Raw genomic sequence first — 20,814 nt, 5'->3', positions numbered from 1 at the left:
GCTATACTTCTATACATGACATCTACTTAAAAGTATCGTAAAGTTAAGAACCGCCTTGGTACGGATCCGTATGCCAGGTGGTGTGAGAGGTCGGCTGAAGAAATAATCTTCAGCCTCCTACTCGATTATTATATATCTTAAAAAGATTATCTCAATTCTAATAATACAACGTTTTCAACGTGGTGAGTTTGTGGGAACATGTCCACAGGTCTTACTTTAACCACTTTGTATTTATGATCCATTAAAGCTAAGTCTCTTGCCTGTGTAGCCGAATTACAGCTTACATAAACTACTTTTTTAGCTCCAATTTTAAGAATCATTTCTACTACATCTTTATGCATACCATCACGTGGAGGGTCTGTGATAATAACATCTGGATGTCCGTGTGTTTGGATAAATTCATCGTTGAATACATTTTTCATGTCTCCTACAAAGAATTCACAGTTCTCAATATTATTGCGCTGTGCATTTAATTTAGCATCTTCAATTGCTTCAGGAACTGCTTCAACACCAATTACTTTTTTAGCTTGTTTAGAAACGAATTGAGCAATTGTCCCAGTACCTGTGTACAAGTCATATACTAATTCATTACCAGTCAAACCAGCGTAATCTCTTGTGATTTTGTATAATTCATAAGCCTGATCAGAGTTGGTTTGGTAGAAAGATTTAGCATTAATACTAAACTTAAGACCTTCCATTTCTTCTAAGATATAATCACGCCCATGGTACAAAATAACCTCCTGGTCATAGATAGTATCATTTGCCTTAGCATTAACTACATATTGTAAAGAGGTGATTTCCGGGAATGTTACCTTAAGGTGATCTAATAGCAATTCACGCTTTTCTTTGTCATCCTCAAAGAACTGTACTAATACCATTATTTCATTGGTAGAAGTAGTACGAATCATTAAAGTACGTAGTAATCCATATTGATCACGTGGATTAAAAAAAGATAAGTCATTTTGGTTAGCAAATTCGCGAACCTCGTTTCTTATTTTATTTGAAGGATCTTGTTGTAAATGACATTTATTGATGTCAAGGATTTTATCCCACATACGTGGAATATGGAATCCTAAAGCATTAGCCTTTCCAATTTCCTGTCCACTTTGAATTTCCTCTGGAGTTAACCATCTTTGGTTAGAGAAAGAAAATTCCATTTTATTTCTATAAAAGAAGGTTTTCTCTGAACCTAAAATAGTTTCAAATTCAGGTAATTCTACTTTAGCAATTCTCTTTAAGTTATTAAAAACCTCTTGGTTTTTGAAAAATAATTGCTGGTTGTAATCCATGTTTTGCCATTTACAACCACCACATGCACCAAAATGCTCACACACTGGCTCAATTCTATGTGGAGAAAGTTTGTGGAATTTGATGGCTTTACCTTCATAAAAAGCTTTTCTCTTTTTTAAAGTTTGCACATCAACCACATCTCCCGGAACTACATTGGTAATAAATATTACCTTGCCATCTGGAGCCTTAGCTACCGAAACGCCTTTTGCACCTGCATCAAGGACTTCTACGTTTTGAAATACGATTCTTTCTGTTCTTTTTCTACTCATGTGGCAAAAATAACCCTAATTTTAGTAAAAACAATAGGGCTAATGTAAAATGATATGTAATTAATTCACTTGTACTGTAGTGATTTTCAGTTTTTTAAAGGTCTATTGGTTTAATTTAGATTGATTCTAATACTTAAGGGTGTCCAAAAATAAACATCCAAGAGAGAACCTACTTTTGCTTTGTCCTAATTATGGTGTATAAATAAGCTAAGCTAACAACGGTTTTTTAATTAGCCTTATAGAGCATTGTCAAAGAAGAAATTTATGTTTTAGAGTTAAAACTCTAGGCTGGCATTAGCAGAAATTCAGTATTTTTAATTAACTTGCTTTTAATTAATTAAAAAGCAAAATATAATGTCACAAGAGTTAAATTCACAACAGATAATTGAATTAGAAGACAAACACGGAGCCCATAATTACCACCCTTTGCCGGTGGTTTTAGCTAAAGGTGAAGGTGTTTATCTATGGGATGTAGAGGGAAAGAAATATTTTGATTTCTTGTCGGCTTACTCTGCTGTTAACCAAGGACATTGTCATCCTGATATTGTTAAGGCAATGTGCGATCAGGCTCATACTCTTACTCTAACCTCTAGAGCATTTTATAATGATAAATTAGGAGTTTATGAAAAGGGGATAACCGAACTTTTCGGATTTGATAAAGTATTACCAATGAACTCTGGTGCTGAAGCAGTAGAAACAGCTCTTAAAATCGCTCGTAAATGGGGATATGAGAAAAAAGGTATTGCTCCCTCTAGTGCTAATATTGTGGTATGTGAGAACAACTTCCACGGAAGAACAACTACCATTATATCCTTTTCCAATGATCCAGATGCTAAGAAAGATTTTGGGCCATATACCCAAGGGTTTATAAGTGTTCCATACAATGATATAGATGCCTTAGAAAAGGTGTTTAAAGATAACCATGCAACTATTGCAGGGTTTTTAGTGGAGCCAATACAAGGAGAAGCAGGGGTTTTTGTTCCAGATAATGGGTATTTAGCAAAGGCAAAGCAGTTGTGTGAGAAGTACAATATTCTATTTATTGCTGATGAGGTTCAAACAGGAATTGCCAGAACAGGTAAGATGTTAGCCATTGATCATGAAAATGTCACTGCCGATATACTGATTTTGGGTAAAGCCTTATCAGGTGGAGCATACCCAATATCAGCTGTATTAGCTAATAATCCAATAATGGAAGTAATTCAGCCAGGTCAACATGGATCAACTTTTGGAGGTAACCCTATTGCAGCAGCAGTTGCTCAGGCGGCCTTAGAAGTAGTTATAAAAGAAGACCTAGCTCAAAACGCTTATGATTTAGGAGAACTTTTTAGAAATGAGCTAAATGAGTATATACAAAACAGTACTATTTGTAGTAAAGTTAGAGGGAAAGGTCTTTTAAATGCTATTTTAATTAACGATACTCCAACAAGTGACACTGCATGGAATATTTGTTTGCGATTAAGAGATCATGGTCTTTTAGCAAAACCAACCCATGGTAATATAATTCGATTCGCACCTCCACTTGTAATTACAAAAAAGGAGTTGTTAGAGTGTGTGGAAATTATTAAAAATACTTTAAAAGAGTTTGAAAAATAGATAGTTAGGTTTTTATGGTACTTAAATAATAGATGGTATTACCTAACAAATACAATAAAGAAAGTGTTTTTTTATACATTAAAAAAGAAACACTTTCTTATTACTTCAAATATGTTAATTAAAGCAGATGAATTAAATATGGACGTTCTTTTATTATACTGAAGTACTATATGGTATAAAAGAAATTAAATGTGTTTTTTCTTTTTTATAAAGTAGATTATCCGTATTTTCGCAATGGTATTCAAGGTTAATTTTTGTTATTTAACAGAAATGATTGGCCAAAAGTGAGCTAAAGTTTAAAATGAGTGAAAAAGCTCTTTTAGTTATTGATTCGTAAAGTGGTTTTAAAAGGTAGAACTTTAGAAATAGAAATCTACAATACGCTTTTCTTGTTTAAGGAATACTTGATTATAATTAAGTCTTTATATGTATAAAACCTAAGAATTTTGTTATACAAACTATTAGGGTATAAAGAGGTGTAAATTGGTTATAAGGAGTTAAAATAACTAAAAATAGAGATTATTACCCATCAAAGAGCAGTTAGAAGCAGATGAAGAAGTACAGTAAGTTTAATTTTTTTAAACATACTTTTTGTGATTGGCAATTAGTTGAAATGCAAAGTATAACAGGAAGAAAGCCTGATTATAAAAGTAAAGCAGGGAGTGAATATTATTTTGAAAAAGAAGGCCTTTATAGGTATTCTAATCATTGGGGAAGAGCAGCCAATTGTAGATGGCGACTTAGAATGGAGCAAAAGAATAATAATGGTTATTATTTAGGTTATGCAAAATGGGAGGATTTTTACCCTAATAATGAAAAAGATGATCTCTTTATAATTATATATGATAAACAAAACGCAAGTGTTGATTTTGCACATAAATCTCAACTACCGCACTTTGATGGAGTAGTGAGAAATGCTTCAGCCACTAGTAAACGAATAGCTAAAATTAGAGAGATATTACAAAAAGATACATGGTATAAATACATTGATAATTATACCTTTGATCAGGCTCAGGAACTCATCATTGATCAGTTAATAAAGACAAATGAGGACTTTCTAGCTATAAAACGTAAACTCTTACACAAGTAGGGTTTTACTTAAAAAAAACTCAATCCCTGATTTAAAAATTGTATTTAATTTTAATTTAAATAAACTATGAAAAAGATTACATTATTAGCTGCATTATTAGTAGGAGGAGTTTTTACTATGAACGCACAAACAGTTGAAAAACCAAAATTATCTGAAAAAGTAGGGGCTACACCTATTCAAAAAGGTAACTGGATGGTTGGAGGATCTATCGGATCTTTAGGTTATAGCTTTGAGCAAAAGACATTTAACATTAATGTTTTGCCAACAGCTGGATACTTCATCAGTGACGGTGTTGCTGTAGGTATGCAAATTGGAGCAGGATTCCAAACGGTTAAACATGAAAAAAACATATGGAATTATACTGTGATGCCATTTGCTAGATATTACTTCCCAGAAGGAGCTAGTGAAACAGGACGTTTCTTTGGACAAGGTTCAATTGGAGTTACAGGTTTTGATCAAAAAGGAAATGGAAGTGAAACTTCTTTCGCTTTTGGAGTAAATGCTGGATATTCTCACTTTGTTAGTAGAAGTGTTGCTTTAGAGGCATTAGTTGGATACAACTACAGTAAAAGTAACTTGGCCTCTGTAGAGAAGCAAAGCGGATTAGGACTTGCTGTAGGATTCCAAATTTTCTTAGGTAAATAACAGAGTTTAATTGCTTTATAAATAGAAGAGCCAGCTAAATTTAGCTGGCTTTTTTATTCATAAGATTCCATTAGTATTAAATCGCCATTTTCATGAGTGATTTTAACCATCCCATCTTTTAATACTGCATTACTAGTTCCGTTTTGGTATCCTAAAATTAGTGTGTTATTATTCAAAGGGTACTGTAGATTTCTACTGTATATTCCGCTAACTTGTGTAATGGGTATTAAAGAAAGTATAGTGTTTTTTTGATAATATTTTTCAAAGTGTTTTTCTAAAACAAAAATAGTAGAGTAATCATCTAATAGGGTAATTTGAAGATGCTTTTTATAGCGAGCAATATTGGCTATATTATTAATGGTGTGATCGGCTCTTTTACCCGTGGCCCAGATCACTCTGATTTTTTCAAAACCTTTGTCTTTAAGATAATCAAAGGCCTTTTCTAAGTCAGTAAAATTTTGATCTAACGCCTTTACAATTTCTAAATTTGGGTATTGTTTTAAATAATGCTCACTTTGGAAGTCTCTATCGAAATCACCCAAGAGAACATCCGCCTTTATACCCATTTGAGCTACTCTTTGCATGGCAGAATCCAAGACTACTACTAGGTGGGCTTTGCTTAATTCTTGCTTTAGAAGCTCTTGGGAACAACTAGCTCCATTGGCTATAATTAAAGCAGTAGATTCCTTAGGAGTTAAATCACAGTATTTAGACATTTGTAAATTGTTTTAACGACAAATATAAAAAACTTATTTTTTATAATTTTTCTTTCTTGATTTAAGAATAGCGTTATCTTTGAACTTTAACTAAAAACATATGATGATGAATTTAACTCAAGAACAATGGTTAGAAGAGCTTCAAAAAGATACTAATGCAGTAATTTTAGACGTTCGTACTCAAGAAGAAGTAGAAGAGAAATCTATTCCAAATGCAATTAATATTGATATTTACAAAGGACAAGGCTTTTTAGACGCTTTAGAGCAATTAGATAAGGATAAATCTTACTATGTGTACTGCAAATCTGGAGGAAGAAGTAATCAAGCTTGTCTTTTAATGGGACAATTAGGTTTTGAGAAAACATTCAATTTACTTGGTGGTATTACAGAATGGGAAGGACCAACTGTATAGTAAAGTTTTAGTCCGTTTAAAAATAAATTATAGCAAGCTATAATAAACATATAGGCTCTATAAAGGATATTGACAATACTTTTATAGAGTCTTGGTGTTTTTACCAAAAGCTTCCATTTTATAAAAAAAGCTATCCCTAGTTTTTGGTTATTAATAATCCTATTTCATGAAAAAAATCCACTTTATTGTTAATCCTATCTCAGGAAAAGCAAAACATGCCATTACACAAGAATATATTGAAGGCTTTTTTGATAAAGAAAAATATCAAATAACCCTAAGTCCAACTTTGTATAAAAGACATGCCATTGAGCTAACAAGGCAAGCTATTTTAGACAAAGCAGATCTTATTGTAGCTTGTGGTGGAGATGGGACTATTCACGAGGTGGCTACTCAAATGGTAGGAAGTAATATTGAATTTGGTATCATTCCTGTAGGCTCGGGAAATGGATTGGCTTCTAATTTAAATATTTCAAAACAAATAGATAAAGCTATGACTACCCTTGTTAGATCCAAATCTATTCAGATGGATGTTGGGAGAGTCAATGGGGAGTATTTCTTTAGCAATATGGGATTTGGTATAGATGCAACCATAATTGATAAATACGAAAAATCCCAGAAAAGGAAGTTAGCTGCCTATATTAAAGCTGCACTGGATTCTGCTAAAGAGTATAAAGCTGCACAAATAAAAGTAAGCTATAAGGGACAAAGTAAAGTAGTTAATCCACTTTTACTGTTTATTTCCAATTCCAATCAAATGGGGTATAATATGAGTCTAACGCCCATGGCGAGTTTGCAAGATGGCTTGCTAGATTATCTTATGGTACCAAAAGTTAATTTCTTAAAACAACTTACCTTCGGGATATATGTGCTTTTAGGAAAAACCCATAAATTTAGAAAAACCGACTATCTGCAACTTGACCACCTTTCGGTAGAGGTTTTGGATCAAAGCAAATGTGGACTGCAGTTAGATGGGGAATATTATGTATTTGCAAGCAATAAATTTGAAATTACAGTATTAAAGGGTGCTTTAAAAGTAATATGTTAAATTTTCAGAGCTTTTTGGACTAAAGTTTAATTGGAATAGTTAACAAAAGTTATAAAAAAGTGTAACTTTGTAGCTTAGATATAACAACATAAAATAAAAAAATAGTATGAATTCATTTGACGTAGTAGTAATTGGTTCAGGACCTGGTGGATATGTGTCAGCAATTCGTTGTGCGCAACTAGGATTTAAAACAGCAATTATTGAAAAGTATTCCACTTTAGGGGGAACTTGTCTTAACGTAGGATGTATTCCATCAAAAGCATTATTAGCATCTTCTCACTTTGTAGAGGAAATGGCTCATTTTGCAGACCATGGAATTGAAATTAAAGGAGAGGTTAATGTAGACTTACAAAAGATGATTGCTCGTAAGCAAGCTGTTGTAGATCAAACATGTGGTGGAGTTAAGTTCTTAATGGACAAAAACAAGATTACTGTTTTTGAAGGAGTTGGATCATTTGAAAATGCAACTACTTTAAATGTTACTCAAAAGGATGGTTCAGTAGAGAAAATTGAAGCTAAGCACACAATTATCGCTACAGGAAGTAAACCTTCTACTTTACCTTTTATTAAGATTGACAAAGAGCGTATCATTACCTCAACAGAAGCTTTAGAATTAAAACAAGTTCCTGAACACTTAATTATTATTGGTGGTGGAGTAATTGGTTTAGAGTTAGGTCAAGTTTACTTAAGATTAGGAGCTAAAGTATCTGTAGTAGAATATGCAGATAGAGTGTTACCTACAATGGATTCAGCTGTATCTAAAGAATTAACTAAAGTTCTTAAGAAGCAAGGTATGAAATTCTACGTTTCTCATAAAGTTCAAGGTGTTGAAAGAGAAGGAGATGTAGTTAAAGTAACAGCAGAGGATAAAAAAGGACAAGTAGTTACTTTAGAAGGAGATTACGCTTTAGTAGCTGTTGGACGTCGTCCATTTACAGAGGGATTAAACCTTGAAGCAGCTGGTATTAAATTAACAGAAAGAGGACAAATTGAAGTGAATGATCACTTACAAACTACTGCTAGCAACGTATACGCTATTGGTGATGTAGTTCGTGGAGCTATGTTAGCACATAAAGCAGAAGAAGAAGGTGTAATGGTAGCTGAGTACTTAGCTGGACAAAAACCACACATTAATTATAACTTAATTCCTGGAGTAGTTTATACTTGGCCTGAGGTTGCAGCTGTTGGAAAAACAGAAGAGCAATTAAAAGCAGAAGGAGTAGAGTACAAAGTTGGAAGTTTCCCATTCAAAGCATTAGGACGTGCTAGAGCAAGTGCTGATATCAATGGATTAGTGAAAATTTTAGCTGATAAAACAACAGATGAAGTATTAGGAATCCATATGGTTGGAGCTCGTGCTGCAGATTTAATCGCAGAGGCAGTTACAGCAATGGAGTTTAGAGCATCTGCTGAGGATATTTCTAGAATGTCTCACGCTCACCCAACTTTTGCAGAAGCAATCAAAGAAGCTGCTTTAGCAGCGACAGATAATAGAGCATTACACGTATAATTTTTATACTGCGTAAAGTTTTTAAAAAGCCTAAGGAAAATCTTAGGCTTTTTTTATTTAAGCTCTTTCTTAGCTGATAAGTGATGCAAACTGGAGAAAATAGTTTCTATTTTTTTAAAAAAATAGAAACTAACATTCTATTAGCATTTTTATTTTAGTATTATGTGTAGATTTGTTATAAACAATAAGAATTTTTATGATCACTTTTAACAACCAAACCAAGCAAGTACAAATCAAAGATAATTACAAGGCTAGATTACAAAGTTCTAGAGTTATGTGTGTAGCTATTTTGCTTTTATCCATTGGTAAGCTAACTATTATTGATTACCAAAACATCAAAGAATTAGATTACTTATTTTTTGTGATTACTGCGGTGTTTTTATATTTAAGCTATAAGAATTTTTTAGTAAATACAAGTATAGAAACGATTGATAAATTTGAGATCAAATACGTTAAGATGCCTAAAGTGATGGGTACTAGAGCTATCATTAAATTAAACAATGGTAAGGTGAGAGAGGTTTATGGTTTAAAGACGCCACAAAGTCGTTTAGACTTTAAAAAACTGTTTACCGATGCTAAAATACGAGTGATTTAATATGCATTACTGTGATTTTGTAAATTCTTTAGCTGCGGATTCTAAAGACCCTAATAAGTATTACCATGACCATCAATATGGTTTTACTTTATCAAGTGATCAAGAACTTTTTGAACGTTTAATTTGGGAAATAAATCAAGCTGGACTGAATTGGACTACTATTTTGAATAAAAAAGAGAATTTTTTCAAGGCCTATGATGGCTTTGATATTCAAAAAGTAGCTAGTTATGATCAGGATAAAATCGATACTCTTTTGCAAGATAAAGGCATCATACGCAATAAGCTCAAAATACAAGCTGCCATATACAATGCTAATCAAATTATAGTCCTTCAAAAACAATATGGCTCTTTTGCTAACTTTTTACAACACCACGCTGGTTTAGATCTTTTGCAATGGATTAAGCTTTTTAAAAGTCATTTTAAATTTGTAGGACACCAAATTGTTTTGGAGTTTTTACAAAGTACTGGTTATATACAAGGTGCTCATAAGCCAGAGTGTGGTATTTATCAGAAAATACTTGATCAAAAAAAATAGCCTTTTCCTATTGTTTCTTAAAGACCTATATACTCAAAGTGAGGCCTTTTTAGTTACCCGCGGTTTAGGCTAAAAATAACTATCTTAGTGGTAACTACCTAATTATTATAATCCAATTTAGTATTTATGTCTAAACAAATTGATTTAAGAACTGTTAATGTAATCCATTATATTAGTGCTTTAAGAGAGGGAGGGTCTTTACCAGCTTTAGCTCTTGCTGACGATCACTTTAAATATGTTTTAAAGTTTAGAGGAGCAGGACATGGTGTAAAGGCCTTAATTGCGGAGCTATTAGGAGGTCTTATAGCTCATAAATTAGCTTTAAAAGTACCAGAACTTGTTTTTGCCAATTTAGATCCTGCTTTTGGCCGCACAGAAGCAGATGAAGAAATCCAAGATTTACTTAAGTTTTCACAAGGTTTAAACCTTGGACTTCACTTTTTATCTGGAGCATTTACCTATGATCCATTAGCTTGGAAGGTAGATGGTCAGTTAGCTAGTGAAATTGTATGGTTGGATGCTTTTATAACAAACGTAGATCGTACGTTTCGCAACACAAATATGCTAATTTGGCATAATGAACTTTGGTTAATTGACCATGGTGCTTCTTTTTACTTTCACCATTCCTTTACCAATTGGGAAAAAAGTGCTTTAACTCCATTTGCTTTAATAAAAGACCATGTTTTATTGCCTTTTGCAACAGATATTGACATAGTGGATCAGAAGTTTAGAAAAATGCTGACCCCTAGTTTCTTACAAGAAGTAGTTCAAAGTATTCCTTTAGACTGGCTAATATGGGAGGATAGTGAGTTAGAACCAGAACAAATCAGACAGGTTTATTATGATTTTCTAAGTTTAAGGCTAGAGAATTCCGATATTTTTGTTAACCAAATAAAAAAAGCAAAGGATGCAAGTATATGAGTATACAGTGATTCGCTTTGTACCTAGAGTAGAGCGAGAAGAGTTTATCAATATTGGTCTTTTGTTGTTTTGTAAATCCAAGAAGACTTTATTGGCAAAGTTTCATTTAAATGACCAAAAGATACAATGTTTTTCAAGTGAAGTACAACCGGGTGCTTTACAGGATCACATTGCGGCATTCCACAAAATAGCCACTGGTGCTAAATGCAATAATCCTATTGCTTATTTAGAAGTATCCGAGCGTTTTAGATGGTTAAGTGCGGTAAAGAGTTCCGTTTTACAAACCTCTAGGCCTCATGTTGGTCTTAGTGATGACTTACAAAAAACCTTCGATTTATTATTCGAAGATTTAATATTATAAAAAAATCACCAAAAAGATGTCTTTTTGGTGATTTTTTGTTTTTTATTGTCTTGTTTATAATGACTACTAATGTAAAATTGGATATAATTCTACATTAGAAGGTTAGTAAAGCTTTTATTACATGGTAATATCTCCAACTGGGTAGTCCCCAAAATGATGGGATAAACTAATTGTTTTATAGGTTAATTGAGAATACTTATTGCTAAAAAGGATAATACATACATTATCTTTGGCTAAACGAATATAAGAGGAGGTATTACCTCTCCACCAACCATTGTGATAAGTGTAGCTCTCTTGGTTATCCATTTCTATTAAGCGGAATCCTAAACCGTAATTTTTCTTTCCTTTTCTCTCATAGCTATATCCCTTAAACATTTGCTGTTTTAAATCTTGGCTTAAAAAAGCATCACTATATAGGGCTGTATCCAATTTTAAGAAGTCTCTAGGGGTTAAATAAATGTTTTTATCCCCATAAGTAGCATCCATATAATCCCATCCCATAATGGCATAATTACTCTTATAGCTTTGGGTTACTTGGTCTTTTTTGTCTAAATCATCAAACACAAAGCTATTGTTCATTTGTAAGGGATCAAATATGAGTTGTTTCACTGCTAATGGAAAACTCTTCTTTGTTACCTTCTCCACTATACTAGCTAGAACAACATAATTGGTATTACTGTAAGTAAAGCGGGTATCTGGAGTAAAGGCCAAAGGTACTTTATTTGATTTTATCACTTCTATAACATCGTTATTAGTGATAGGAATAGAGAAATTCCAAATATCTTGATAATAACCATAATAGCTTAGCCCACTTCGGTGATTAAGTAAGGTTCTTACTGTGATCTTAGGGTTACCAAATCCAGGTATAATGCTCTCTACACTTTGATCTAAAGAGATTTTACCTGCATCTACTAAACGCAAAATACTAACAGCTGTAATAACCTTTCCAACCGAGGCTACATGTATTGGTGTATCTTTATCGATTAGCTCTTGGTTTTTCTTATTGGCAAAACCCGAATAATTCTCATAGATGATTTGGCCGTTTTTAGCTACTAAAAAGCTTCCTGTATAACCGGATTTTTTAATGTTCTTTAAATAAAACTCCTCTACTTCGATTTGTTTTTCAGCTATGTATTCAGAGCTAAGAGGTTTGAATTCAGGTATATAAGGGTTTTTCTTTTCTTTTCTGCTTTCTTTTAGCTCTACGCTACTTTGCTCATTGAGTTGTACTTCTTTGTCCTTGCACCCCACAAGGCAGATACTCAAAGCTAAGCTAAAAGCAATTAAATAGGTTTTGTTCATAATAATTAAAAACGCAAAATAGCTCAAAATGATTGAACTACTTTGCGTTTAAGAGAATTTTATTGAATTTTTAAATTAGTTTTAGTCTGTGGTAAAAGACCATCTTTATGTAAAAGCACTGAAATAGACTTTAACTTCAAATAAGCTAAGCTCATGTAGATATATCCTTGGTGACCAACTTTGTCAGGATCGCTACCCCAAGAATTTTTTACTTTGTAGTAGATATTTCCTTGTTTGTCTTTTACTTTTCCTACAATATGCATTAAGTGGTCATCGTTGGTGTCATAGCTATAGAATTCCTCTAGACGAAGAGTAGGTGTAATTTGTTTTTCTTGAATTATTTGAGTTAATCCTTTTTCGTTATCCTTAGGATCTAGGGCTACAAATGCAACTCCTTCTTTTGATGAGAATCCTTTTTCAGATACGTCACAGTCTAGAGATAGGGTAAAACCATTGTCTAAAGCATAATCAATATTGTCAATATACTCTTGTAAGGGCATATTGTATAGGCTTCCGTTGCTGAAGTTATCAGGAATATTTAAAATAAAAGGAGCGTAGTTCTGTTGATTTGCAAAGGAAGTAATAGTTAAATAATCATTTGGATTAATTCCCGTCATTTCCAAAAAGCTCATTGGCGTGTATTTAGTGCCTTCATAAGTGAATTCTGTTGGGTTGTCTCCCATATAGGTATCTAAGATGAATTCAGAGATTGGTTTCCAATTCATTGAAATAGGACCATTATTCTTAGCATATACGTTTATAAGGCCTTGTAGGGCTTTAAAAAGCTCACTATGGTTATAGGTATCACTTCCTTGGTAGCCTGAATACACATCTTGAGGCACTAAACCGTAATCTCTCACGCTATTGATTACATCATGGGCTAATCCACCTTCTCCAAATTGCGCTTTACTTTGTCTAGTGATATAGTTCTCTATCTTTTTAGGATAAGTGTTTCGTACGTTGTACATTTCCGATAAATCGATTCGCTTATTGGAAATACGCATTATTTCCGATTCTAAAAAAGAAGAGGTACTAAAACTCCAACACGTACCAGTGTTTCCTTGACTAGTAACTGGATAGGCATCCAAATCGATAATAGTCTTAAAGTCATACTTTTGCGCCATAGCCCCGCTAGCCATAAATAACAAGGATAAGGAGATAATAATTTTTTTCATAATTTAAAAATGTTTTGGTTTTGCAATATAATGCAAAAAATAGGTTATTTTTACCCTAAATTAAAAAAGATTATGAGTAAGATACAATGGGAGACTGCAATAGAGTTTGAAGACATTACCTATAAAAAGTGTAATGGCGTAGCTCGTATTGCTTTTAACAGACCAGAAGTTCGCAATGCCTTTAGACCAAAGACCACTAGCGAATTATATCGTGCTTTTTATGATGCACAAGAAGACACTAGTATTGGAGTAGTTTTACTTTCTGCAGAAGGACCATCGCCTAAAGATGGAGTATATTCCTTTTGTAGTGGAGGAGATCAAAAAGCTAGAGGTCATCAAGGATATGTAGGAGAGGATGGTATGCACCGTTTGAATATTTTAGAGGTGCAGCGTTTAATCCGTTTTATGCCAAAGGTGGTAATAGCTGTAGTTCCAGGGTGGGCTGTTGGTGGAGGACACAGTCTTCACGTGGTTTGTGATATGACTTTAGCTAGTAAAGAACATGCTATTTTTAAACAAACCGACGCAGATGTAACTAGTTTCGATGGCGGTTATGGTTCGGCTTATTTGGCTAAAATGGTGGGTCAAAAAAAAGCGAGAGAAATCTTCTTTTTAGGTAGAAATTATTCTGCTCAGGAGGCCTTTGAAATGGGGATGGTTAATGCAGTAATTGACCATGATAAATTAGAAGACACAGCCTATGAATGGGCTCAGGAAGTATTAGCTAAATCACCAACTTCTATCAAGATGTTGAAGTTCGCAATGAACCTAACAGACGATGGAATGGTAGGACAACAAGTCTTCGCAGGAGAGGCAACAAGATTGGCTTATATGACAGAAGAAGCTATTGAAGGAAGGAATGCTTTCTTAGAGAAAAGAAAGCCTAATTTTCCAAAAAAATGGATTCCATAATAGAGAGGAAATTGTTTTAAAATACAAGAAAAACCACTGTACAATAGTCATTGTATGGTGGTTTTTTTTGACCTTTTAGTGATTGTAATAAAAGGCAATTAAGACAGTTTAACTGCTTTTCTATCTCCAGATTGAAGGTAGGAGTATAGCCTAGTATTTAGCTTTTAGAAGAGGTTTCTTATAAGTCTTTTTAAAGCGTTTTTAAACTACTTAAGACGAATTATTTTTAGCTTGACTTATTAAAAGGGAGTTTTATTTGGTTTTGCAGCAAAGCTTAATTTGAGATTATTTATGTTAGCTATAAAAAAACAATCCATTGTACAGAAGTTAAAAGTAAAATTCTACAAAGTAAAATTCTTTGTTTTTCTCTGGGGTTCTCTGGGGGTTCTCTGGGGGTTCTCCAAAGGATTTTCCAAAGTTAAGGAGTGAGTTTATAATAGCTTTTTTCACCATTGAAAAATGGGAAAAAGACTCTAGGGTAGGACAGTAGATTGAACGGGATAGTTGTTTTATTGCACCTAAATCTATGGATTATTCAAAGCAAAAGTGTTGACTTTTAAACGGCCTTTGTGTAGATATATTAGGGCTTTATAGTAAAAGTTAGCTAAAATAAAATGACCTATTTTCAATCTTTATATATAAATATTAATTTCCTTTATAATTTTTCAACTAAAGTATTACTTCAAAATAATTGAGAAGTAATACTTTAAGTAAATCTAATTAATTAATTGGAAAAGAATAAGTTAAGATTTTACATAAGCAGTCATAACTTTATGTTATAGCTAATTAAGTCTTTGTTTTTGTATTTTAAGAATATATTAACAATGGATTGTGATATAAAGTAAAACTTTAAGTAAGGCTCCCTAACTATAATTGTCGCTTGTTTTATATATCTCATTTTTACATAACTACAACTCTGCGTTTTTAGGTTTATTAAAGACAGTATATAGAATTTTTAAAGGGGAGGAAAGTGGATTTCCTCGGTTTTTTTATCAGTTGTTTTTTTGAGCTGTTAAGTTTTTACAAGCGCTAAATTATAGGTGGTTTTACAATTTGATTTCTACTTGCATCTGCGTTGCACCCCTTATCTTTTTGTTGCAAACAATTAAGAGAGAATGAATTTTTTAGTGGCTTTTCCCACCTTGTTATTTCTAGTAAATATGATGTTTAAGTCAATATTTTCGGTTAATTTTACCCCTTAATTGATAAGATTTCTCCTTTGGTGTTTTGCCCTAGGAGTGTTAATGTATGTATTATGAAAACTATTAAAGCATGGGTGAGTGCTGCTCGCCTGCGTACTTTACCTTTATCTGTTTCTGGTATTATTGTAGGATCTGCTTTGGCTTATCCTTTATATGGGCTAAGAGCGGATTTCTTTTGGATTTTTAGCTTTGCTATTTTGACCACTCTATTACTTCAAATTCTCTCCAATTTTGCAAACGATTATGGAGATGGAGTAAAGGGCACAGACAATCATACAAGGGTTGGTCCAATGCGGGCTTTGCAAAGTGGAGCTATTAGTGCTCCACAGATGAAAACAGGCATAATCATCACCTCGGCTTTATCTCTTATCAGCGCTTTAATTCTAATTTATATTTCCTTTGGGAAGGACAGTTTCTTTACCTCTGTTTTCTTCTTTGTTCTTGGTGGGGCTTGTGTTGGTGCAGCCATTAAATATACGGTCGGAAAAGGGGCGTATGGATATAGGGGATTAGGAGATTTATTTGTATTTATTTTCTTTGGTTTAGTTAGTGTAATGGGGAGCTTTTACCTGTATGGACAAACCTTGGATTTATGGGTAGTCTTATGCGCTGTGGCTATTGGTAATTTATCCATAGCGGTTTTGAATATTAATAATATGCGAGATTTAGAGCAAGACCGCTTAGTTGGAAAAAATACTCTAGCCGTTAAGTTGGGAATGCAAAATGCAAAAAGGTATCATTATGGGATTGTAGTGTTCTCTATGTTGGCTTTGGTGGCCTATGGTATACACAGAGATTTTTCATTGTACCAATATTTCTTTATTTTAGCCTATATTCCACTTATTAAGCATATGGTGTTTGTTAAAAATAATACACAGGCCTATTTGTTGGATTCTCAGATGAAGATAGTAGCTTTATCTACTTTTGTAATTGCCCTGCTTTTTAGCGCGGCTAATATTCTTTAAAAACTTATTTATTATGAAAATCACCTATTATGGACATGCTTGTTTAGGCATTCAAGTGGACAATATTCACATTGTAGTAGATCCTTTTATTAGTGGTAACCCATTACAGGCTGCTAAAGCAATAGATTTAGAAAAGATTAAAGCCGATTATATTTTAATTACTCACGCTCATGAGGATCACGTATTAGACGTTCTTACATTAGCGGAGATTAATCCAAATGCTGTTATAGTATCAAATGCTGAAATAGCTGGTTATTATGGCGCAAAAGGTCTAAAAACACATCCAATGAATCACGGAGGGGCTTGGGAATTTGATTTTGGTAAATTACAATATACCTCAGCGGTGCATTCTAGTTCTTTTGCTGATGGAACCTATGGAGGGGAGCCTGGAGGATTTATTCTAACTCATAACCAAAAAAGCATCTATATAGCAGGAGATACTGCTCTTAGTATGGATATGAAGCTAATTCCAATGTTTACAAAGTTGGATTTAGCAATCCTACCTATTGGAGATAATTTTACAATGGGAATTGACCAAGGTGTTGTAGCGGCGGATTTTTTACAGTGTGATAAGATATTAGGTTACCATTATGATACCTTTGGTTTTATAGTAATAGATCACCAAAAAGCAAAACAAGCCTTTTTAGATAGAGCCAAAGAATTAATTCTTTTGCCAATTGGAGATTCTTTAAGTGTATAATAAACAAATGAAAGCTTCTTGTTTTAAATACGTCTTAGACTTTAAAAGGCCCTCCGGAACTTCTAGGGGAATTTTAAAGCAAAAAGAGACTTGGTTTATTGTACTGGAATCCAATGGAAAAAAAGGGATAGGAGAATGTGGAATTCTGCGTTCTTTAAGTGTGGAGGATACCCCCTTTTACCAGGATAAATTAAAGTGGGCTTGCGCTAATATTCACCTGGGATTGGACCAGCTTTGGCAAGAGTTAATACAATACCCTTCTATTCAATTTGGTTTAGAACAGGCCTTTTTATCTTTGCAAAGTAATGATCCTTTTATTTTATGGGATAACGCTTTTTCTAATGCAAAGGACAGTATCGCTATTAATGGACTAGTTTGGATGGGTGATCCCTTGTTTATGAAACAGCAAATCGATCAAAAGATACAAGAAGGCTTTAATTGTGTAAAACTAAAGATTGGCGCTATTGATTTTAATAAAGAACTAGAGTTACTTGGATATATTCGATCTTTATACTCTAAAGAGCAGATTGAATTAAGAGTAGATGCCAATGGAGGGTTTACCTATCAAACGACTCTTGATAAACTAAAGGCTTTGTCTGTTTACGATATTCAAAGCATTGAACAGCCTATAGCTACAAGACAATGGGAGCAAATGAGGGATTTAGTGGAAAAAACTCCCATTCCTATTGCTTTAGATGAAGAGCTAATAGGGGTGTTTACCCTAGAGGAAAAAGCAGCATTACTCGATCGCATCAATCCACAGTATATCATTTTAAAACCAAGCTTAATAGGAGGATTTAAAGGCAGTATGCAGTGGATAGAGCTTGCTAAACAAAGAAACATAGGGTATTGGATTACTTCTGCCTTAGAAAGTAATATAGGGCTTAATGCTATTGCTCAATGGACTTATACTTTAGATATTCCTATAGCTCAAGGTTTAGGTACTGGTGGGTTGTACACCAATAATATTGCCTCTGGTTTAAGAGTGGAAAACGGCGCTTTATGGTATGATCGAAAAGCGAAATGGCAATGCCAGTGGATTAAGTAGTTGTTTATTTATTCCTATAGCAAGAACACCCAATAACCTTGATGTTGTTGGGTGTTTTTGTTTTATGCTCTTCTGTATTCATCTGGAGAAATTCCTACATATTTTTTAAAAAAACGAGAAAAGTAAGAGTTATCCTTAAAACTTAATTTATAGGCAACCTCACTTGCCGATAGGTTAGTATTAACCAAAAGGCGTTTACTCTCTAGTAAAATGCGATTGCGAATAACCTCTCCTGCTGAGATACCTTTTACCTTTTGGCAAACAGCATTTAAGTAATTGGGTGTTACATATAGCATTTGAGCGTATTCCTTAGGGAATCGATACTCGTAAAAGTGCTTTTCAATATATACCTCAAATTGCTTGACTAAATTACTAGGTTGCAATAGTCTATTGTCATAAGAACTAGACTGATTAATCTGTTTTTGACACAATAACAATAGCTCTAATAGGTAAACCTTAATTAAATCGTTATTACCTCCACTTGTAAGCTGAGTCTCATAATACACTTTCTCAAATATATTGGTATAGGTAGATAGGTTATGAGAGACATTTAGTACGCTATGTTCGCCATCTATTTTAAAAAATGCCAATTCCGCTAAAAAATTGTTATCTTTTAAAAAGGAGTTAAAAAATTCTTGGCTAAAATTAATCACAAATCCCTGCGTGTTGTTATTTAGCGTCCACTTGTGTATTTGGCCAGGGGCAATAAAAAAGATATCTCCTTTTTGTATTTCATGATTCTTATAATCTATAAAATTAGTTCCCGTGCCCGAGGTCACAAAAAATATTTGATAAAATGTGTGTTTATGTCCTTGTGTTGTTAGTGCTTGTCCTGGAATACTCTGGCGTTGAAGATCTATAATAACACACTGCTTGTCCTGATTGTCTTGATCTACTAAGTCACAATAATTATACTTTTGCATATTACTTCCATTCTTTTAATAGTTGTTAATAGAGCAAATCCCTGATTTAGTGGGTTTTGTTACATAAATATACTGATTATTTTTAAATGGTTTGATTTTTATCTAATTTTTTTTGAAAAAATCAGTGGTTTAATAAGTAGTGGGCTTAAAATTGTATTGAATAATAATAATTTTAAAAATAATTTTGTTTATAAATTATAATATTCACTTTTTTAACAAAATTGTTAGGTAGTTAGAATATACTCTTTGTTTGAGAAGAAGTTGTACAATGGAAAGATAGAAAAAGTGAAAAAAAAAGCAGTAACTTAGTAGGTTACTGCTTTTGTCCTTATAAATAAGGTTCTATTTCGGTTTTGTAGTTGCTATTTTGAACGGCAGATTTAGCAATTGGGATTAGCCATCTTACTCCTGCAAGTACTTGATGTTGGTTTATATCAGCTAGGTTTGCAACTTGCTTTTTATAAGTTGTTAAGTTATAAGTATAAGCGGCAAAAAGCCTAATGTCTTTAAATAAAGGATCCTTCTTAAAAGGATAGTATTCAAAGGCACCTTGCAAGCTTAGTAAGCTAAAGGCTGCATCTTGATCTAAGGCATCTCTTTTGTTGTAAATAGCCTTTATATATGGGTTCCAATTATCGAAGTGGTATTTTACACTAAGTGCTACTGCGTTCTCTTTTACATAAGTAGGATCATATAAGGGGCCAGTTAGAGTAGAAGTAGGGTCAAAGTTAATATTTCTAAAACCGTAGATCCAATCTAGTTCGGCAAACCATCTATCAATGCGCAATTGATTTCCTAAAGTAATCCAGTTGTAATATTTGGAAGAATCATGTTGCATTAATCCATAACCATAGCGCGTAGTAAATTTGTTCTGAAAGAAACTTCCTTGCCATAAAAACATATATGCATATGCCTTATTAACATATTCTGGAGTCGCATATTGGTTAAATCCGCTAGTTACTTGTAGATTAAAACGTTGATTTTTAAACATATATGCTATATTTACCCCAGGTGAATACACCTCTAGATTATCTAAAAGGGTGGTGTTGTTGTAAATATCTGCTCCGTTGTAATCAATTTCGAAGGTTCCCCAAGCCGTTATCAACTGTCCTGCCGAAATTGCCCAATTATCGTTTATATTATACTCTAAAAAAGCAAATTCTAAAGCTTTAGCATCCGCTGCAGCATTTAAATTATAACGTAAAAATACCTGAAACTTATCTTTTATTTTCGTCGTTAAATATATACGTGTTTTATTTACTTGAAATCCCGATGTATTGTCATAGTGCGGTCCAAACTTTGTATTTAAGTCATAGCGCGTATCCAAATAAAAATTAAAATCACTAACAACAGGGTTGTCTTTAATGGTAAAAAAAGCGTTTTGCTGTTCTTGAGCAAAACCTGCACAAGCCATCAAAAATATGCTACTTGCCGTTAAAAATTTTCTCATCTCTTATTATTTTATACAAAGATACATTTTGCATTTTAAGTTTATGAGTTTTTTAAAGTTGTTCCTCAAGATTAACATATTATATGCATTTAAATATTTAAAATTTAATATAAAATTCTTTAAAGTAGTTTATTATTGAGGTTATTGCAATA

Annotated in this window: 20 protein-coding genes; 14 read left to right on the top strand and 6 right to left on the bottom strand. The window is 33.2% G+C overall.

The window, feature by feature from the left end; all coding sequences use genetic code 11:
- Positions 1–146: 146 nt before the first annotated feature.
- Positions 147–1,559 (bottom strand): 23S rRNA (uracil(1939)-C(5))-methyltransferase RlmD, encoded by a 1,413-nt coding sequence (rlmD, locus tag ACYSNX_RS08070; protein ID WP_461754169.1) that lies wholly within the window; start codon positions 1,557–1,559, stop codon positions 147–149.
- Positions 1,560–1,913: 354 nt separating this feature from the next.
- Here rlmD and rocD point away from each other — a divergent pair, with 354 nt between their 5' ends.
- From rocD to ACYSNX_RS08055, 3 genes are all read left to right on the top strand, one after another.
- Positions 1,914–3,155: an ornithine--oxo-acid transaminase gene (gene rocD, locus ACYSNX_RS08065; RefSeq protein WP_461754168.1), complete on the top strand. Its 1,242-nt coding sequence runs from the start codon at positions 1,914–1,916 to the stop codon at positions 3,153–3,155.
- A gap of 550 nt (positions 3,156–3,705) precedes the next feature.
- A complete protein-coding gene (locus ACYSNX_RS08060) occupies positions 3,706–4,245 on the top strand; it encodes a hypothetical protein (protein ID WP_461754167.1) in 540 nt (179 codons plus the stop codon).
- Between the two features lie 66 nt (positions 4,246–4,311).
- Positions 4,312–4,890, top strand: a complete 579-nt coding sequence (locus ACYSNX_RS08055; RefSeq protein ID WP_461754166.1) for a hypothetical protein — start codon at positions 4,312–4,314, stop codon at positions 4,888–4,890.
- 53 nt (positions 4,891–4,943) lie between these two features.
- Here ACYSNX_RS08055 and ACYSNX_RS08050 read toward each other — a convergent pair whose 3' ends face one another.
- Positions 4,944–5,606: a thiamine diphosphokinase gene (locus ACYSNX_RS08050; RefSeq protein WP_461754165.1), complete on the bottom strand. Its 663-nt coding sequence runs from the start codon at positions 5,604–5,606 to the stop codon at positions 4,944–4,946.
- A 103-nt stretch (positions 5,607–5,709) separates the two neighbouring features.
- On the opposite strand from ACYSNX_RS08050, the gene ACYSNX_RS08045 reads away from it, so the two are divergent.
- From ACYSNX_RS08045 to ACYSNX_RS08015, 7 genes are all read left to right on the top strand, one after another.
- Complete coding sequence (locus tag ACYSNX_RS08045; RefSeq protein WP_461754170.1) at positions 5,710–6,018, top strand: rhodanese-like domain-containing protein; 309 nt, start codon at positions 5,710–5,712, stop codon at positions 6,016–6,018.
- Between the two features lie 166 nt (positions 6,019–6,184).
- Positions 6,185–7,063, top strand: coding sequence for a diacylglycerol/lipid kinase family protein (locus ACYSNX_RS08040; protein ID WP_461754164.1), 879 nt, complete (start codon positions 6,185–6,187; stop codon positions 7,061–7,063).
- A gap of 106 nt (positions 7,064–7,169) precedes the next feature.
- Positions 7,170–8,573 carry a dihydrolipoyl dehydrogenase gene (lpdA, locus tag ACYSNX_RS08035; RefSeq protein WP_461754163.1) on the top strand — a complete coding sequence of 468 codons (1,404 nt, stop codon included), beginning with the start codon at positions 7,170–7,172 and terminating at the stop codon, positions 8,571–8,573.
- Positions 8,574–8,769: 196 nt separating this feature from the next.
- Positions 8,770–9,168 (top strand): hypothetical protein, encoded by a 399-nt coding sequence (locus tag ACYSNX_RS08030; protein ID WP_461754162.1) that lies wholly within the window; start codon positions 8,770–8,772, stop codon positions 9,166–9,168.
- A 1-nt stretch (position 9,169) separates the two neighbouring features.
- A complete protein-coding gene (locus tag ACYSNX_RS08025; RefSeq protein ID WP_461754161.1) occupies positions 9,170–9,703 on the top strand; it encodes a DNA-3-methyladenine glycosylase I in 534 nt (177 codons plus the stop codon).
- Positions 9,704–9,829: 126 nt separating this feature from the next.
- Positions 9,830–10,624 carry a HipA family kinase gene (locus ACYSNX_RS08020; protein WP_461754160.1) on the top strand — a complete coding sequence of 265 codons (795 nt, stop codon included), beginning with the start codon at positions 9,830–9,832 and terminating at the stop codon, positions 10,622–10,624.
- A complete protein-coding gene (locus tag ACYSNX_RS08015; RefSeq protein ID WP_461754159.1) occupies positions 10,611–10,985 on the top strand; it encodes a DUF3037 domain-containing protein in 375 nt (124 codons plus the stop codon). Before ACYSNX_RS08020 ends, ACYSNX_RS08015 begins: the two co-directional genes overlap by 14 nt.
- Positions 10,986–11,102: 117 nt before the next feature.
- Here ACYSNX_RS08015 and ACYSNX_RS08010 read toward each other — a convergent pair whose 3' ends face one another.
- Together ACYSNX_RS08010 and ACYSNX_RS08005 are read right to left on the bottom strand one after the other, a co-directional pair.
- Positions 11,103–12,287, bottom strand: a complete 1,185-nt coding sequence (locus ACYSNX_RS08010; protein ID WP_461754158.1) for a serine hydrolase domain-containing protein — start codon at positions 12,285–12,287, stop codon at positions 11,103–11,105.
- 59 nt (positions 12,288–12,346) lie between these two features.
- Complete coding sequence (locus tag ACYSNX_RS08005) at positions 12,347–13,462, bottom strand: C1 family peptidase (RefSeq protein ID WP_461754157.1); 1,116 nt, start codon at positions 13,460–13,462, stop codon at positions 12,347–12,349.
- Positions 13,463–13,534: 72 nt separating this feature from the next.
- Here ACYSNX_RS08005 and ACYSNX_RS08000 point away from each other — a divergent pair, with 72 nt between their 5' ends.
- The 4 genes from ACYSNX_RS08000 to ACYSNX_RS07985 all read left to right on the top strand — a co-directional run bounded on the left by ACYSNX_RS08000 (position 13,535) and on the right by ACYSNX_RS07985 (position 18,289).
- A complete protein-coding gene (locus ACYSNX_RS08000) occupies positions 13,535–14,374 on the top strand; it encodes a 1,4-dihydroxy-2-naphthoyl-CoA synthase (protein WP_461754156.1) in 840 nt (279 codons plus the stop codon).
- A 1,255-nt stretch (positions 14,375–15,629) separates the two neighbouring features.
- Positions 15,630–16,541 (top strand): 1,4-dihydroxy-2-naphthoate octaprenyltransferase, encoded by a 912-nt coding sequence (gene menA / locus ACYSNX_RS07995; RefSeq protein ID WP_461754155.1) that lies wholly within the window; start codon positions 15,630–15,632, stop codon positions 16,539–16,541.
- 13 nt (positions 16,542–16,554) lie between these two features.
- A complete protein-coding gene (locus ACYSNX_RS07990; protein ID WP_461754154.1) occupies positions 16,555–17,241 on the top strand; it encodes a metal-dependent hydrolase in 687 nt (228 codons plus the stop codon).
- 7 nt (positions 17,242–17,248) lie between these two features.
- Positions 17,249–18,289, top strand: coding sequence for an o-succinylbenzoate synthase (locus ACYSNX_RS07985; RefSeq protein WP_461754153.1), 1,041 nt, complete (start codon positions 17,249–17,251; stop codon positions 18,287–18,289).
- Positions 18,290–18,351: 62 nt separating this feature from the next.
- Here the strand turns inward: ACYSNX_RS07985 and ACYSNX_RS07980 are convergent, their stop codons facing one another.
- Both ACYSNX_RS07980 and ACYSNX_RS07975 read right to left on the bottom strand, forming a co-directional pair.
- Positions 18,352–19,212, bottom strand: a complete 861-nt coding sequence (locus ACYSNX_RS07980; RefSeq protein WP_461754152.1) for a helix-turn-helix domain-containing protein — start codon at positions 19,210–19,212, stop codon at positions 18,352–18,354.
- Between the two features lie 328 nt (positions 19,213–19,540).
- Entirely contained in the window at positions 19,541–20,662 is a 1,122-nt protein-coding gene (locus tag ACYSNX_RS07975; protein WP_461754151.1) for a porin, read from the bottom strand.
- Positions 20,663–20,814: the final 152 nt, after the last annotated feature.

Source organism: Myroides sp. LJL115 (assembly GCF_054871665.1).
Note: the sequence above shows the minus strand (reverse complement) of the source record. Positions and strands in the feature narration are given on the sequence as shown.